The organism is Nissabacter sp. SGAir0207 (assembly GCF_005491205.1).
GTDB lineage: Bacteria > Pseudomonadota > Gammaproteobacteria > Enterobacterales > Enterobacteriaceae > Chimaeribacter.
This window is the reverse complement of sequence record NZ_CP028035.1, coordinates 1,495,638-1,509,315: the sequence shown is the minus strand read 5'-3', so window position 1 is coordinate 1,509,315 and position 13,678 is coordinate 1,495,638. Positions and strand designations below refer to the sequence as shown.

Here is a 13,678-nt window from a genome sequence, read left to right as displayed (position 1 = left end):
ACCGCCCGGCCACGCCAAGTAAATCAATCCCGTAACAGTGTTAAAATCTCTTCGGTTTTGGCGTTCATCAGCGCGGTATTCTGGCGAGACTCGACGTTCAGGCGAACCACCGGCTCGGTGTTGGAGCTACGCAGGTTGAAGCGCCACTCGGCGAACTCCAGGCTGATGCCGTCGGTCTGATCGATGTTCAGCGCTTCAGGCGCGAAGTGATCGTAGACGCGGGCAATCGCCTCTTTCGGGTTGGCAATCACGCTGTTGATCTCGCCGGAGGCCGGGTAGGCTTCCATGCGGTCAGAGACCAGCTCGCCCAGGGATTTGTTCTTCAGGCAGAGCAGCTCGGCCACCAGCAACCACGGGATCATGCCGCTGTCGCAGTAGGCGAAGTCACGGAAGTAGTGGTGCGCGCTCATCTCGCCGCCGTAGATGGCGTCCTCTTTGCGCATGCGCTCCTTGATGAAGGCATGGCCAGTCTTGGACATCACCGGCTCGCCACCCGCCTGGGTCACGATGTCGATGGTGTTCCAGCTCAGGCGCGGGTCATGGATGATCTTGGCGCCCGGTTGCTTCTCGAGGAACGCCTGTGCCAGCAGGCCAACGATGTAGTAGCCCTCGATGAAGCGGCCCTTCTCGTCGAACAGGAAGCAGCGGTCGAAGTCACCGTCAAAGGCGATGCCCATGTCGGCGTTGTGCTCCAGCACCGCGGCGGTGGTGTCGGCGCGGCACTCTGGCAGCAGCGGGTTAGGGATACCGTTCGGGAAGTTGCCGTCCGGCTGGTGGTGCACCTTGATGAACTCTACCGGCACGCCCTGCGCCTTGAAGCGCGCCTCGATGGCGTCTACCACGTGGCCAGCCGCGCCGTTGCCGGAGTTCAGCACCAGCTTCAGCGGGGTGGTGAAGTTTTTCAGGTTCACGTAGCCCAGCAGGTGGTCGGTGTACTCTTCCAACATGGAGATCTGCTTGTAGCTGCCGCGCTTGGCCGGGTCGACCGGCGCGAAGTCATTGGCTTCTGCCAGACGCTGCACGTCGCGCAGGCCGGTGTCGCCGCTGATCGGCTTGGCGTTTTCACGCACCAGCTTCATGCCGTTGTAGTTCATCGGGTTGTGGCTGGCGGTGACTTCAATGCCGCCATCAATACCGAGGTGGAAGGTGGCGAAGTAGATCTCTTCGGTGCCGCTCAGGCCGATATCGATCACATGGGTGCCAGCATCCTGCAGCCCCTTGGCCAGCGCCAGTTTCAGTCCTTCGCTGGTCAGGCGCACGTCGCCGCCGACCACGATGGTTTCCGGCTTCAGGTACTCCCCATAGGCACGCCCGATGCGATAAGCAATATCCTCGTTGAGCTCTTCACCCAACTGGCCGCGAATATCGTAGGCTTTAAAGCATGACAATGAAGTAGGCATAGACATTTCCTTGAGCATAATATCCCACACCAACGTGCCGGCAGGCGGCACGCCCTGGTGAATAGTAAAAGTATTTAAACGTTACACGCGGCCATAGTTATCCTGGAAACGGACGATATCATCCTCTTCCAGGTAAGAACCGGAGCGAACTTCAATCAAATCCAGCGCAATCTTGCCGGGGTTTTCCAGCGAGTGGGTCTCACCCAGCGGAATGTAGATGGATTCATTTTCCGTCAGGATGAACTGCTCTTCGCCCTTGGTGACCTTGGCCGTGCCAGCCACAATGACCCAGTGCTCGGCGCGGTGGTGGTGCATCTGCAGCGATAGCTTCTCGCCCGGCTTCACGGTGATGCGTTTCACCTGATAGCGCGCACCGGCGTCGATGGAGTCATACTTGCCCCACGGACGGTAGACTTCACGGTGGATATGGTGCTCCTGGCGGCCGGAAGATTTGATCTTCTCAACGATCTTCTTCACATCCTGCACCTGATTGACGTCCGCGATCAGCACCGCATCCTTGGTCTGCACTACCACCAAGTTCTGCACGCCAACGGTGGTCACCAGACTCGACTCCGCGAACACATAGTTGTCCTGCGAGTTGTGGCTGATGACATCGCCCTGATGCACGTTGCCAAGCTCGTCCTTGTCACTGATCTCCCACAGGGAGGACCAGGAGCCGACGTCGCTCCAGCCAGCATCCATCGGCACCACGATGGCGTCCTGGGTCTTCTCCATCACCGCATAGTCGATGGACTCATCCGGGCAGCGCAGGAAGGCGTCCACATCCACGCGCACAAAGTCCAGATCCGGGTCAATAGTACCGACCGCCTCGGCACAGGCACTGCCGATGTCGGCGCGGAACTTGTTCAGCTCCTCCAGATAGCGGCTGGCGCGGAACAGGAACATGCCGCTGTTCCAGTAGTAGTGGCCGCTCTCCAGATAGCTCTGGGCAGTCGCCAGATCCGGCTTCTCGCGGAACTCGGCGACGCGGAACGCCACCTCATCCGGCGCGTTGACCGGGTTGTCGAGGGCGACGGTCTCGCCGCGCTTGATGTAGCCATAGCCCGTCTCCGGGCCGGTCGGCACGATGCCGAAGGTCACCAGCTTGCCCTCCTGGGCGTAGGGGATGGCGTCGGTCACGGCGCGCTGGAAGGCGGCCACATCCTTGATCACGTGGTCAGCGGCCAGCACCAGCATCAGCGGGTCTTCATCCGCACCCTCGGCCTGATCCACGGTCAGGGCCGCCAGCGCGATGGCCGGGGCGGTGTTGCGGCCTGCCGGCTCCAGAATGATGTTTTTGGTCAGCTTGCCCATTTCGCGCAGCTGCTCGGCCACGATAAAGCGGTGTACTTCATTGCAGATCACCACCGGGTTCTGGCAGCTCAGGCCATCCAGACGCTTCAGGGTGGACTGCAACATGGTTTCGTTGCCGTTCAGGTTCAGGAACTGCTTCGGGTACAGGATGCGGGATAAGGGCCACAAACGGCTGCCGGAGCCGCCTGCCATGATCACCGGATAGAGTTTGGTCGAGCTCATGTGTTTCCCCTTACGCCTAGTAAATGATCTTTTTGGATTCGTTGAACACTTGCCATTTGGCATCCACGTACTGCTGCATCTCTTCGCGGAACCGCGCCTCCGAGAACTTGGTGGCATTGAAGCGGCAATCCTGCGCCAGAATGTCATCGCGGTTCTGCTCGAAGCGGTTGACGGCAGCCACCAGACTCGGCACGGTCTGCTCGTCAAAGAACAGGCCGGTCGGGCGCGCCACGCCGAGCGGGCGCACGGTCTCCAGCGCCCCACCCTTGCCGAAGGCGATGACCGGCGTACCACAGGCCTGTGCCTCCACCGGGGAGATACCGAAGTCCTCTTCCGCGGCGAACACGAAGGCTTTCGCGCGGCGCATGTAGTCCTGCAGGGTGGCGTCATCCTGGAAGCCCAGGATCTCGATGTTCGGTTTCGCCAGGCGTTTCACCTTCTCCATCTCGCTGCCGTCGCCGATCACCACCAGCTTCTTGTCTGGCATGTTGGCGAAGGCTTCCACAATCAGGTCCATCCGCTTGTAGGGCACCATGCGGGAGGCGGTGAAGTAGAACTCTTCTTTGTTCTCGTTGAGCGAGAAGCGGTCAACGTTAACCGGCGGATAGATCACATCCGCCTTGCGGCCATAGACCTTATGGATGCGACGGGCAATGAATTGCGAGTTGCCGATAAAGTGGTCTACGCCCTTGGCGGTGCGGTAGTCCCACAGGCGCATCTTGTGCAGCAGGTACTTGGCCAGCGAGCCTTTCATGCCTTTGTCCAGACCGGCGCCGCGCAGGTACTGGTGTTGCAAGTCCCAGGCGTAGCGGATCGGCGAGTGCACATAGCTGATGTGCAGCTGGTCCGGGCCGGTCAGCACCCCTTTAGCCACCGCGTGGGAGCTGGAGATCACCACGTCATGGCCGGAGACATCCAGTTGCTCAATCGCCAGCGGCAGCAGCGGCAGGTAGTTCTGATACTTCTTCTTCACCCGCGGCAGGTTCTGCGCGAAGGTGGTGGTGGCACGCTTGTTGCCGATCTTCTGGCGATCCTGGTCAGAGAGGAAGTCGATCACCGAGTAGAGATCGGCCTCCGGGTAGACTTTTACCAGTTCGCTCAGCACCTTCTCAGCGCCGGCGTAGGTGACCAGCCAGTCGGTCACAAAACCCACGCTATAGTTATTTTCCATGGTGTTCCTCAGCAATCACTTCATTCAGGGCGTTCCGCACCTTCTCTGCGGTCTTGGCCCAGGAGAACTTCTTCGCCTGAATGAATCCTTTCGCAATCAATTTTTCCCGCAGCGCCTCATTGAAGTAGAGCTGGTTGATGGCGGTGGCGATGTCGTCCACATCCAGCGGATTCACCAGAATCGCCGCGTCACCGGCCACTTCCGGCAATGACGTGGTATTGGAGGTAATCACTGGCGTTCCGCAGGCCATGGCCTCAATCACCGGCAAACCAAAACCTTCATACAGCGAGGCGAATAACAGCCCGCTGGCGCTCTTATACAATGAGGGCAGATCTTCTAAGGCCACAAAATGGGTAAAGTGCACCCGGTCCGCGACCTGCAATTTTTCCATTAATGTGGTCAGCTCTTCGCTTGGCTTACCCGTAAATACCAGCTTCACATCCGGTGGTAAATTCGCCTTGGCGAAGGCCTCCAGGGTGCGCAGCTCATTCTTGTGAGCCTTGCGATTACTGACACATAAGAAATATTTGAAGTCCACATTATAAGGCTTTACGTGAACATTAAAACTTTCTGAGACGCCATTACCGACATTAACGACCTTATTAGGATTAATACCAGACCACTCAACAATGCGTCGCTTGGAAAATTCTGAAACGGTCAGAATTTTCTTGGCTTTCCGGCAGCCATTCCGGATCACCACGTCATAAAACAAGCGTTTGAACTTGCTGGAGTTTTCCGGGCGATCCAAGTGGTTCAAATCGTGTACGGTAAACACGTAAGGTATTTTCGAAAACAGCGGCGGGATATATCCCGGAAAAAAGATCACATCGCCGCGTTTCGACAGGCTCGCCATGGCAGTTTTAATCGTATCGCCAGGTGAAACCGGCTTACCGGTGAAATTTGCATCTTCGTACTTATTTATTCGGTTGATCTCGTTCGCGAAAGTACCAATGCCGCCGGAACCGTCCCATCGGTTGTCGTAAATAATCCTACTCATCAGTCATCTCTCTACGATAGACACAATAAAACCCGAGGTATAACCACGGATACACCATATACAACTGCGCACCCAACAAGAATGGCAATACGAAAAGGATGAAAAAGACCATGCCCATTTCGTTAAATCGGAAATAACGGATGGTGGCAATTAAAAACAGGATTACGCCTATTGCGCCATTTTCAATTAATAGGTTGAAGAACCCACCCAGACCGGTTAAATCCCAGCCCGGTACAATCGGGAAGGGGCCACGGTATTCTGAGTTGTTGCGCACCAGTGAGTAGGTGCCCAGCCCTACCCCGATAAAGGGGTTGTCGGCGATGATGCGTGGGCCGATAAAGGTGGCGGCGATGCGCCCCATCACCAGCGACGGGTCATTGCCGCGCTGCTCCAGCACCTGATGCAGGTTGCTCAGGTCATCCACATAGTTTTCGGCCACCTTGTACATCACGCCGCCGCCGAGCAGCACGCCCACCAGCACCAGGGTGGAGAAGCGGAATACCCTTTTGGGCGTCAGGAAGCTGCGCAGGAACGGGTAACGGAACGCCAGTGCCAGGAAGACAAACACCGCCGCGCCCACGATCCCGGCCTTCGACTGCGAGGCCAGCAGCGCCACGCCGAACAGCGCCAGCATCAGTTTGCGCTTGAAGAACATCAGCTCCAGCAGCAGCAGGGTACTGATGTAGAGGCCGTAGGGGCCGCCCTCCACGTAGAAGCCACGCAGGCGGTGGGTGGAGCCGTAGGAGACCAGCCGCGTGCCAATGGCGGTATCCACCATAAACAGCGCAAAGATCCCCAGACAGATAATGGCGTTGTACTTCAAGAACTTGTTGACGATGTCGTGGAAGCTCAGCCCATTGTTGCGGTAGAAGTTGAACGGCAGGCAGGCGACCACCAGACAGAGCACCAGCTCCACGAAGCGCACCAGCGAGATCACATACTTGCTTTTCAGCCCACCGTAGTTGGAGAAGTAGACGTCGCCCATCGCGCCCTTCAGCAGCGACAGCAGCATCAGCACCACAAACACCACCAGGAAAATCAGCAGCTTGGTTTCAATACGGCGAACAAAGAACGGAAACAGCGACAGTGCCATCAACTCCCACACCTTGACCGGCCCGAGCGCGACGTCCGTCAGCTGACAGGCGACGGCGGTCAGGAAGATCAGGATGCTGGACATTGACAGGCCGCGGCTGTTATCCAGGCTGATGGCCCGGGAGCTACTCATCATCATAAGCGTTCTTCTTTTATTGGAGTATTAAGTGGCGTCGCGCCAGCGGCCGGGCGACTGGCCGGGCGGGCCTCCGCCTGCGTGGCGCTGATGCCGTGCTGCTCGCGCAGGTAGTCGGCAATCTTGCCGGCGAGCGCGGCCGACTCATCCAGCGGGCCATCGACGTCATAGATGGCGTGCGCGTCCAGATAGTCCTTCATGCCGTCACGGCGTGAGGCGATGATCGGGATATGGCGCTTTTGCGCCTCCAGCATCACCAGCGGCACGCCCTCATATTTCGAGGGGATGACGATGAAATCGACGTCGTAGGCATATTCCCAGATGGGGTTGACCCAGCCGAGGAAGGTGACCTTGATCGAAGCTGGCAGTGTGGCCGCCTGCGCCTTGAGCGCCGCCAGATCCGGGCCATCCCCCGCCACCACCACCTCAATGGCGATCGGCAGGCCAGCCAGACGCTTCAGCGCCTCCATCAGCACATCCTGCCCCTTCTGGCGGAAGCTGACGCGGCCCGGCATCAGGATGCGCAGCGTGTCGGCGCGTGGCGTGAAGTGGTAGCCCACCCCACGGATCTCGGCCACCGGCGGCGGCGCGACAAAGTTCGGCAACACCCGCACGCGCGCCTTGGGGTTCCAGCGGCGCAGGTCGTCAGCGAAGCACTCGGAGATGGTGATGTAGCGGGTGCAGCGGCGGTAGGCCACCGCGCCCAGCGCGTCCTTGATGCCGGCCAGTTTGGCGTGCATCTTGCGGAAGCTGTGTGCATAGGGGATATAGGAGATCACATCCAGCTTCTGCTGCGCCGCCATGTTGACGAACACCGAGCCAAGCTCGATATCGCCCTGGATCAGCACAATGTCATCAAAGCGCGCCGCCAGATCCTTCAGCAGGCGCGCCGCACGGGCGCGCAGCGCCAGGTTGAAGAAGGCGTGCAGGATCTCCAGCTTCTGGTGGCGCACATCATGCGGCTGCCAGGCGATGCCCGCCTGATCGAGGGTTGCCATCAGCTTCTGGTTGTCATCCGGCACCATGCAGCACAGCTGCAGCCCCTTGCGCTGAAGTTTTTTAATATGCTCGACAGCCATAAGTTCATGGCCACCCACGATGGCGGCAGTGAAGACTATCGCAATGTGTCGATCTTTAAGCATAGGCATAGGGCATACGGCTCTGTGAGTTGTCGGAAAAGGGAATCAGTGGTGGATCTGGCGCTGGCTGACTACTTTTGCTGGCACGCCAGCCACGATGCTGTAGTCAGGCACGCTCTTGGTCACGATGGCACCCGAGGCGATCACGCAGCCATTGCCCACCTGGACGCCCGGCAGGATCACGGCGCCAGCGCCGATCCAGACGTCATCACCAATGGTGACGGAGGTTTTCACGTTGTCCCACAGGGCATCTTTCATGAATTCCGTGGTATTGATTTCATGATTACTGGCGATCATGCTCACATATTGGGAAATAATGCATTTCTTGCCGATAACTATTTCCCCGCCCGATGCCCGGATGTTGTTATATTCGTTAATGGCAGTGTCCGCGCCAATTTCAATACGGCTCTGGACACCCGGCTTGGCCATCTCATCGGAACAGGTAATCACGCTCCCTTTCCCGATAGAGACGCCGGGATGGAGGATCACCTCATTTTTATCCTGCTTGAACACCGAGGCGGTTTTATCAATACGCACCCGGTTGGCGCGCATTTTTGCCCGGAATCCCACATGGGAGAGATAATTCAGTGCATCCTTCACCATCAGAAGGACGAAATAGATCGCACGGCTCATTATTATTCCTTGCTCAAGCGCGTTTGGGTTACATCAATATTTTGCGTGCCTGGTACTTAATCACGTTGACCACGTTACCGGGGTAGCACACCTGCACCATGTCCTGGATGGAGAGCTTCTCGTCGCGCGCCATCTTGTAGTTGAACAGCAGGTTCTTGCGGTGCGCCGGTTTCAGCAATTTGCGGTGCTTGGTTACGAACTGGTTGTAGCCAATCTCCAGCTTGTTGCTCTTGGTGATGCGGCCAAACTCATGCTCCAGGTGCTGGATGTAGGTCGCCTCGCCGATGTTATAGCCCTCGCCGTAGCGGGCGCTCAGGCGAACCCAGGTGTCATAGTCCTGCCAGGCCTTGAAGCTCTCGTCGAAACCGCCAATCGCACGCAGGTAGTCGGTTTTGGTGAAGATTTGGCTGCCGACAATGTTCTGGTAGAGCAGCGCGTCAAGCTGGATATGGGTGACTTTATTGAAGCCCACCTTCTGGTGCTTGCCGAAATTAAAGATGATGCCTGAACTCAAATAAGGGTATTTGTGGCGGTTGAAGAATTTAACGAATTTCTCAATGCGCTCTGGCAGGAATTCATCATCATCATCCAGCCCGGTAATATATTCACCGGTGGCCGCGTTAATGCCCAAATTACGTGCCGCACAGGCGCCTTTCGGCGTCTCATTTTTCAGATAACGGATATTGTCATGCTTTTGCTGATAACGCTCGACCAGTTGCTGGGTATCATCTGATGAGCCATCATCGCATACCAATATTTCAATATTTTTATAGGTCTGGTTAATAACCGATTTAATTGCCCGCTCTAACAGTGACGACCGGTTATGGGTCGGAATATACACCGATACGCGTTTTTCGTTCATAGTTTCACTCTCTGCGGTTAGTGAGTCCGGATATTGACTGACCAGTAAATTGCCTGACTGCCTTCCGGCGGCGGAAGGTGAAAGTGTGGGTGCAGCGAGCCAGCAGCAGGCCAGCCCCGTCGGGGGCCGGCCAGAGAGGGGGGTGCCCCCTCCCCTTACTGTTTGGCTGATTTGTACTCGTACTCGTAGTAGCCGTAAGCGCCGTAGTAGTTGCTCGCTTTCTTGATGACGGAGTTGAGGATAACGCCCTTGATCTCAATGCCGTTCTGGTCGAAGCGGTTGATACTCACCTCGATCTCTTTCAGGGTATTGACACCGTAGCGCGCCACCATCAGCGCCGTACCGGCCTTGCGGCCCACGATGGCTGCATCGGTCACCGCCAGGATTGGCGGGGTATCGACCAGCACCATGTCATAGTGCTGGCTGGCCCACGCCAACAGCTCGTCAAAGCGCTCGTTCATCAGCAGCTCGGACGGGTTCGGCGGCACCTTACCGCGGGTGATCACGTCGAAGTTGGCGACGCCACTGCTCTTCACCGCGTTCGCCACGCTGCTCTGACCAGAGAGGATGTCAGAGAGGCCCAGCGTATTCGGGATGCCCAGCAGATCGTGGGTGTAGCCCTTACGCATATCGCCATCGATCACCAGCACGCGCTTGTTGGTCTGCGCAATCACCACCGCCAGGTTGGTACAGACGAAGGTCTTACCAATCGACGGGCTGGCACCGGAGATCATCAGGATATTGTTTTTCGCTTCCAGCATCGCGAAGTGCAGGCTGGTACGCAGGCTGCGCACGGCCTCCACTGCCAAGTCGGTCGGGTTGCCCACTGCCAGCACACCCTGCGCCTGCTCTTTGCGTTTCGTGCCTTTCTGCGCGAACAGCTCGCGGTCTTTCTTCTGCTGCCACTCAGAGAGCGGGATGCTGGCGTAGACGTTGATGCCCGCCTCTTCCAGCACCTGCGGGTTCTCAATGCCGCGGTACAGCATGATCTTCACCACAATCCAGAAGATGGAGACAATCAGGCCCAGCATGATGGCAATGATGATGACCAGGATCTTCTGCGGCTTCACGGTGCCCGGCTGGGTCAGCGCGTTGTCCACCACCCGTACGTTGCCCACGGTGCTGGCCTTGGTGATGCTCAGCTCCTGCTGCTTGTTCAGCAGCTGCATGTAGACTTCCTGACCAGCCTGTACATCACGGGTCAGACGCAGGATCTCCTGCTGGGTCTCCGGCATGGAGCTGACACGTTTGTTCAGGTTGTTCTTCTCATTCTCCAGCGTCTGGCGCTTCTCCAGCAGGGTGCGGTAAGCCGGGTGAGACTTGGTGTAGAGCTTGGAGATCTCTGCCTCACGGAAGGTCAGCTCGTTGAGCTGGCTCTCCAGGCCAACCATCTGGTCCAGCAGCGATTTGGTCTCGAGGGACATGTCCACGGACTCATTCTGCTGGCGGTAGCGGTTCAGCTTGTCTTCGGCGATATCCAGCTTGCTGCGTACCTGCGGCAGTTGCACACGCAGGAACTCCAGGCTCTTCTCAGCCTCGGCGGACTTGCGCTCTACGTTCTGCATCAGGTAGTTGTTGGCGATGCTGGCCAGCGTCTTCTGGATCAGGTCCGGGTCTTCGCCGGTCAGCGAGAGGGTCAGCACGCCAGTGTCACGGCCCGCGTCCTCGATCAGCAACTGCCCTTGGATCTGCTTGATGGCAAAGATCTCAGGACGCTTGATGATGTCAAACACCGTGCCCTCTTCCGCCTTCACATCGCTAACCAGCAGGGAGATATCCCCTTTGGTGGCCAGCTGGCCCACTTCGCCCTTCAGCAGCTCCTGACCATCCTGGCTCAGCACATAGTGCTTGCCATCGACGATCTCCAGCGACATCGGCTTGTTCATCAGTTTGGTCGGCACATTGAAGCGCGACACGGCGATCTCTGCCGGGTCCTGGCCGCTGATACGCGCCCAGCCCTTGCCGAACACCGGGAAGTGGTGCTCCTGCACCTGGGTGTCCAGGTTCAGGTCAGCCACGGTCTTGCCCAGCACCATACGGGACTGGATCAGCTGGATCTCTGCGTCAGAACCCAAACGGGCGCTCGGCATGAGGCTGTCCATATTGTCGATGATGGCGTTGCCGACCGAAGACTCCACCTGCACCATCGCGTCTGCCTTATAAATCGGCGTCGCGAACAGGGTGTAGATGATGCCGATCACGGCAAACAGGGAGGTGATCCCGATGATCAGCCAGCGGTGATCCAGCAGGGTTCCGAGGAGTCTGCCCAGATCGATCTCGTCATTGCCGCCCACGTGGCTTGATTGAACTCTATTTTTCTCAGACATCTTTTTCCCTGATTAGCTAGTAAGTGCTTTTGCCCATTTCTGAGCCGCATCATCAAGTAAACGGTATACGGACTCGAAGGCCTCGCGACTCTTCCGATAGGGATCGGGAATATCACGTTGCTGATCCCAGTGCCCGAACAGCATCGTTTTACCCCGGACTTCCGGCGCCAGATTGGTCACCGCATCGATATGGCGTCGCTCCATGACCAGGATCAGGTCAAACTCCCTGCACATGGCGGCGGTAAGTTGCCGGGCGCTGTGCCCCTCGAGGCGTAATCCGTGTTCCTCCGCCACCTGGCTTGCCTGCTCATCGGCAGGTTTCCCCACCAGGGCGGACAGGCCGGCCGATTGGATGATCGTGTTATCGGTGTATTTACGCAGTAACCGCTCCCCGGTTGGGGAGCGGCAAATGTTGCCGACGCAAACCACCAGAATCGAATTAAACATGGTGGCTTAGAAGCTCCTGAAGTCCTGTACCGTTTCGGTCACGTAACGGATGCTGTTGATGGTCGGCAGCAACTGGCTGATCAGACGGTTCCAACGCACGACTGGCGCCGCGGTCACGTAGACGATGTCATACGGCTGCAACTGGAACTCGGTGCCCAGCACCAGGCTGGAGGCATCCTGGGTATTGAGCTGGTAGATGTTCGCCAGCTTGCTGCCCTCTTTGCCCTTCAGCGGACGGATCACGAAGATGCCGGTGGAGTTGGCGGCGGTCTGGTCTACGCCCTGGGCATTGCCCAGCGCCTCGGCCAGCGTCATGCCACTGCGGTCCATCTTCAGGGTGGACTGACGCGTCACTTCACCCATCACGAACACTTTCAGGTCATCGTTACGCGGCACAAACAGGATGTCGCCCGGATAGAGCAGACGGTTCTGGCCGAGGTTGCCTTCCTGCATCAAGGATTGCAGGGAGATGTGCTCCTCGCGGCCATTGTGCGTCAGCACTACGTTGCGCCAGTCGGCGTCGGTGGTCAGGCCACCGGCGGCGTTGATGGCGTCCAGAATGGTCAGCGGCACGTTGGTGATCGGCTGCTGGCCGGAGGTGCCCACTTCACCGGAGACATAGACCTTCTGCGAGCGGAAGGAGGCGATGCTCACGTCCACCTGCGGGCTTTCAATAAATTGCGCCAGACGGCCGGCGATCTCGTCACGGATCTGCGTGACGGTACGGCCCAGCACACGGACGCGGCCAATATAGGGATAGAAGATGGTGCCATCGGCGTGCACCCAGTTACCGGTATCGCTGGCGCTACGGTAAGTACCGGCTGGCGTGGTCAGCTCCGGGTGGTCCCAGACGATGATGTTCAGCACATCGCCCACGCCCACGCGGTACTGGTAATTGGCCAACTCATTTTGCAGCGCCGGGTTTTGCTGTGCGACCAGCGGGCGGACACGCATTTGCTCCACCAATTTCGGCGTGAGCGGATAGACATTAACCAATTTGTCGATGTCGTAATCGGCGTCGTCCTGTTTAACTACCATTTTCCCACTGGTCGAAAGATTCTGACCAGGAATGACGGCACAGCCACTGATCAGGGTGATCGATACCAAAAGCGGTATCAGTTTTAATTTTCTATTAGCCATTGCATTATCATCACTGTCGCTGATTTTCTGAAAAGGACGTATTCCGCCGTCCCTGATAAAGTCACTGCTCAACCTTTCAAAGCCCCAAGCGTGTAGTAGAAGCATCTGGTCACTGGCGTCTCGTAATAGCGGCTGGTTCCTTAACAAAATGAGTGAGCTTGATGCGTACTATAACGATCTTTATCAAACATTCATCTGTTGAATGCTCTTAGTTAACCGATTTCATATAAATTGCTTATCAATTTCACCTGAATTCACTTCTGCTCTTTCCGGCTCACCGCCATTACTTCATTGGCAGCGCCCGCAGGCCGCTTTCATTCCTGGCGGAGGGCATCATGGCGTAAGTTAAAGAAATTGACGTTAGGAATGGTCTATATCTTGTTCCGCTGCGAATATTTCGCAGCGGAACTGTTGACCTCCCCTTTACCCGGACACGCTACCGCCCTTGGCTTGCAGCTACCAATGCACTGTACGGAGAAAACGTCAACAACCTCACGCCCTTACGCCGGCAGACGCGGCTTCAGGCTGGGCAAAGCCCGGTACGCAAATGATAGGCTTGTCACATAACTGACAATTTATCGCCACCATTTAGGCATTGGGTTGAACGTGATATATAAATTGTGTCTAAGATTCTTATACTATTGCTCAGGTGTTACAAGCCTGTTGTAGGCCTTTGCTATTCTTTTAGGAATAAGACTACCCCCCCTATTTCCCGCCGCTTTTCGATGTCGCAAAATTGAACGACAGCCGCCTGAATAGTAAGCTCTTTCAGATTTAACTGAGGTGAGGATGCTTTAT

General features: G+C 57.2%; 11 protein-coding genes. All 11 read right to left on the bottom strand.

Going from position 1 to position 13,678, the window contains the following annotated elements; translation table 11 throughout:
* Positions 1-23 precede the first annotated feature (23 nt).
* The 11 genes from cpsG to C1N62_RS06340 all read right to left on the bottom strand — a co-directional run bounded on the left by cpsG (position 24) and on the right by C1N62_RS06340 (position 12,880).
* A complete protein-coding gene (gene cpsG, locus C1N62_RS06390) occupies positions 24-1,400 on the bottom strand; it encodes a phosphomannomutase CpsG (protein ID WP_137762840.1) in 1,377 nt (458 codons plus the stop codon).
* Between the two features lie 81 nt (positions 1,401-1,481).
* A complete protein-coding gene (gene cpsB, locus C1N62_RS06385) occupies positions 1,482-2,936 on the bottom strand; it encodes a mannose-1-phosphate guanyltransferase (protein WP_137762839.1) in 1,455 nt (484 codons plus the stop codon).
* 16 nt (positions 2,937-2,952) lie between these two features.
* Positions 2,953-4,107: a glycosyltransferase family 4 protein gene (locus C1N62_RS06380; RefSeq protein WP_137762838.1), complete on the bottom strand. Its 1,155-nt coding sequence runs from the start codon at positions 4,105-4,107 to the stop codon at positions 2,953-2,955.
* Positions 4,097-5,104, bottom strand: a complete 1,008-nt coding sequence (locus C1N62_RS06375; protein ID WP_137762837.1) for a glycosyltransferase family 1 protein — start codon at positions 5,102-5,104, stop codon at positions 4,097-4,099. Before C1N62_RS06375 ends, C1N62_RS06380 begins: the two co-directional genes overlap by 11 nt.
* The gene (locus tag C1N62_RS06370) at positions 5,097-6,335 is read right to left on the bottom strand and encodes an O-antigen ligase family protein (RefSeq protein ID WP_240775739.1); all 1,239 of its coding nucleotides are present in this window, start codon (positions 6,333-6,335) and stop codon (positions 5,097-5,099) included. Before C1N62_RS06370 ends, C1N62_RS06375 begins: the two co-directional genes overlap by 8 nt.
* Positions 6,332-7,411 carry a glycosyltransferase gene (locus C1N62_RS06365; RefSeq protein WP_168195822.1) on the bottom strand — a complete coding sequence of 360 codons (1,080 nt, stop codon included), beginning with the start codon at positions 7,409-7,411 and terminating at the stop codon, positions 6,332-6,334. Before C1N62_RS06365 ends, C1N62_RS06370 begins: the two co-directional genes overlap by 4 nt.
* A gap of 105 nt (positions 7,412-7,516) precedes the next feature.
* A complete protein-coding gene (locus C1N62_RS06360) occupies positions 7,517-8,104 on the bottom strand; it encodes an acyltransferase (RefSeq protein WP_240775738.1) in 588 nt (195 codons plus the stop codon).
* A gap of 28 nt (positions 8,105-8,132) precedes the next feature.
* Positions 8,133-8,966, bottom strand: coding sequence for a glycosyltransferase (locus C1N62_RS06355; RefSeq protein WP_137762835.1), 834 nt, complete (start codon positions 8,964-8,966; stop codon positions 8,133-8,135).
* Between the two features lie 155 nt (positions 8,967-9,121).
* Entirely contained in the window at positions 9,122-11,293 is a 2,172-nt protein-coding gene (wzc, locus tag C1N62_RS06350; RefSeq protein WP_137762834.1) for a tyrosine-protein kinase Wzc, read from the bottom strand.
* Positions 11,294-11,305: 12 nt separating this feature from the next.
* A complete protein-coding gene (locus C1N62_RS06345) occupies positions 11,306-11,740 on the bottom strand; it encodes a protein tyrosine phosphatase (protein ID WP_137762833.1) in 435 nt (144 codons plus the stop codon).
* A gap of 6 nt (positions 11,741-11,746) precedes the next feature.
* Positions 11,747-12,880, bottom strand: coding sequence for a polysaccharide export protein (locus tag C1N62_RS06340; protein ID WP_137762832.1), 1,134 nt, complete (start codon positions 12,878-12,880; stop codon positions 11,747-11,749).
* Positions 12,881-13,678 lie beyond the last annotated feature (798 nt).

Excerpts from the sequence above, each read along its gene's own strand:
- cpsG (WP_137762840.1), bottom strand. The coding sequence starts at position 1,400 with ATGCCTACTTCATTGTCATGCTTTAAAGCCTACGATATTCGCGGCCAG.
- cpsB (WP_137762839.1), bottom strand. The coding sequence starts at position 2,936 with ATGAGCTCGACCAAACTCTATCCGGTGATCATGGCAGGCGGCTCCGGC.
- C1N62_RS06380 (WP_137762838.1), bottom strand. The coding sequence starts at position 4,107 with ATGGAAAATAACTATAGCGTGGGTTTTGTGACCGACTGGCTGGTCACC.
- C1N62_RS06375 (WP_137762837.1), bottom strand. The coding sequence starts at position 5,104 with ATGAGTAGGATTATTTACGACAACCGATGGGACGGTTCCGGCGGCATT.
- C1N62_RS06370 (WP_240775739.1), bottom strand. The coding sequence starts at position 6,335 with ATGATGATGAGTAGCTCCCGGGCCATCAGCCTGGATAACAGCCGCGGC.
- C1N62_RS06365 (WP_168195822.1), bottom strand. The coding sequence starts at position 7,411 with ATGGCTGTCGAGCATATTAAAAAACTTCAGCGCAAGGGGCTGCAGCTG.
- C1N62_RS06360 (WP_240775738.1), bottom strand. The coding sequence starts at position 8,104 with ATGAGCCGTGCGATCTATTTCGTCCTTCTGATGGTGAAGGATGCACTG.
- C1N62_RS06355 (WP_137762835.1), bottom strand. The coding sequence starts at position 8,966 with ATGAACGAAAAACGCGTATCGGTGTATATTCCGACCCATAACCGGTCG.
- wzc (WP_137762834.1), bottom strand. The coding sequence starts at position 11,293 with ATGTCTGAGAAAAATAGAGTTCAATCAAGCCACGTGGGCGGCAATGAC.
- C1N62_RS06345 (WP_137762833.1), bottom strand. The coding sequence starts at position 11,740 with ATGTTTAATTCGATTCTGGTGGTTTGCGTCGGCAACATTTGCCGCTCC.
- C1N62_RS06340 (WP_137762832.1), bottom strand. The coding sequence starts at position 12,880 with ATGGCTAATAGAAAATTAAAACTGATACCGCTTTTGGTATCGATCACC.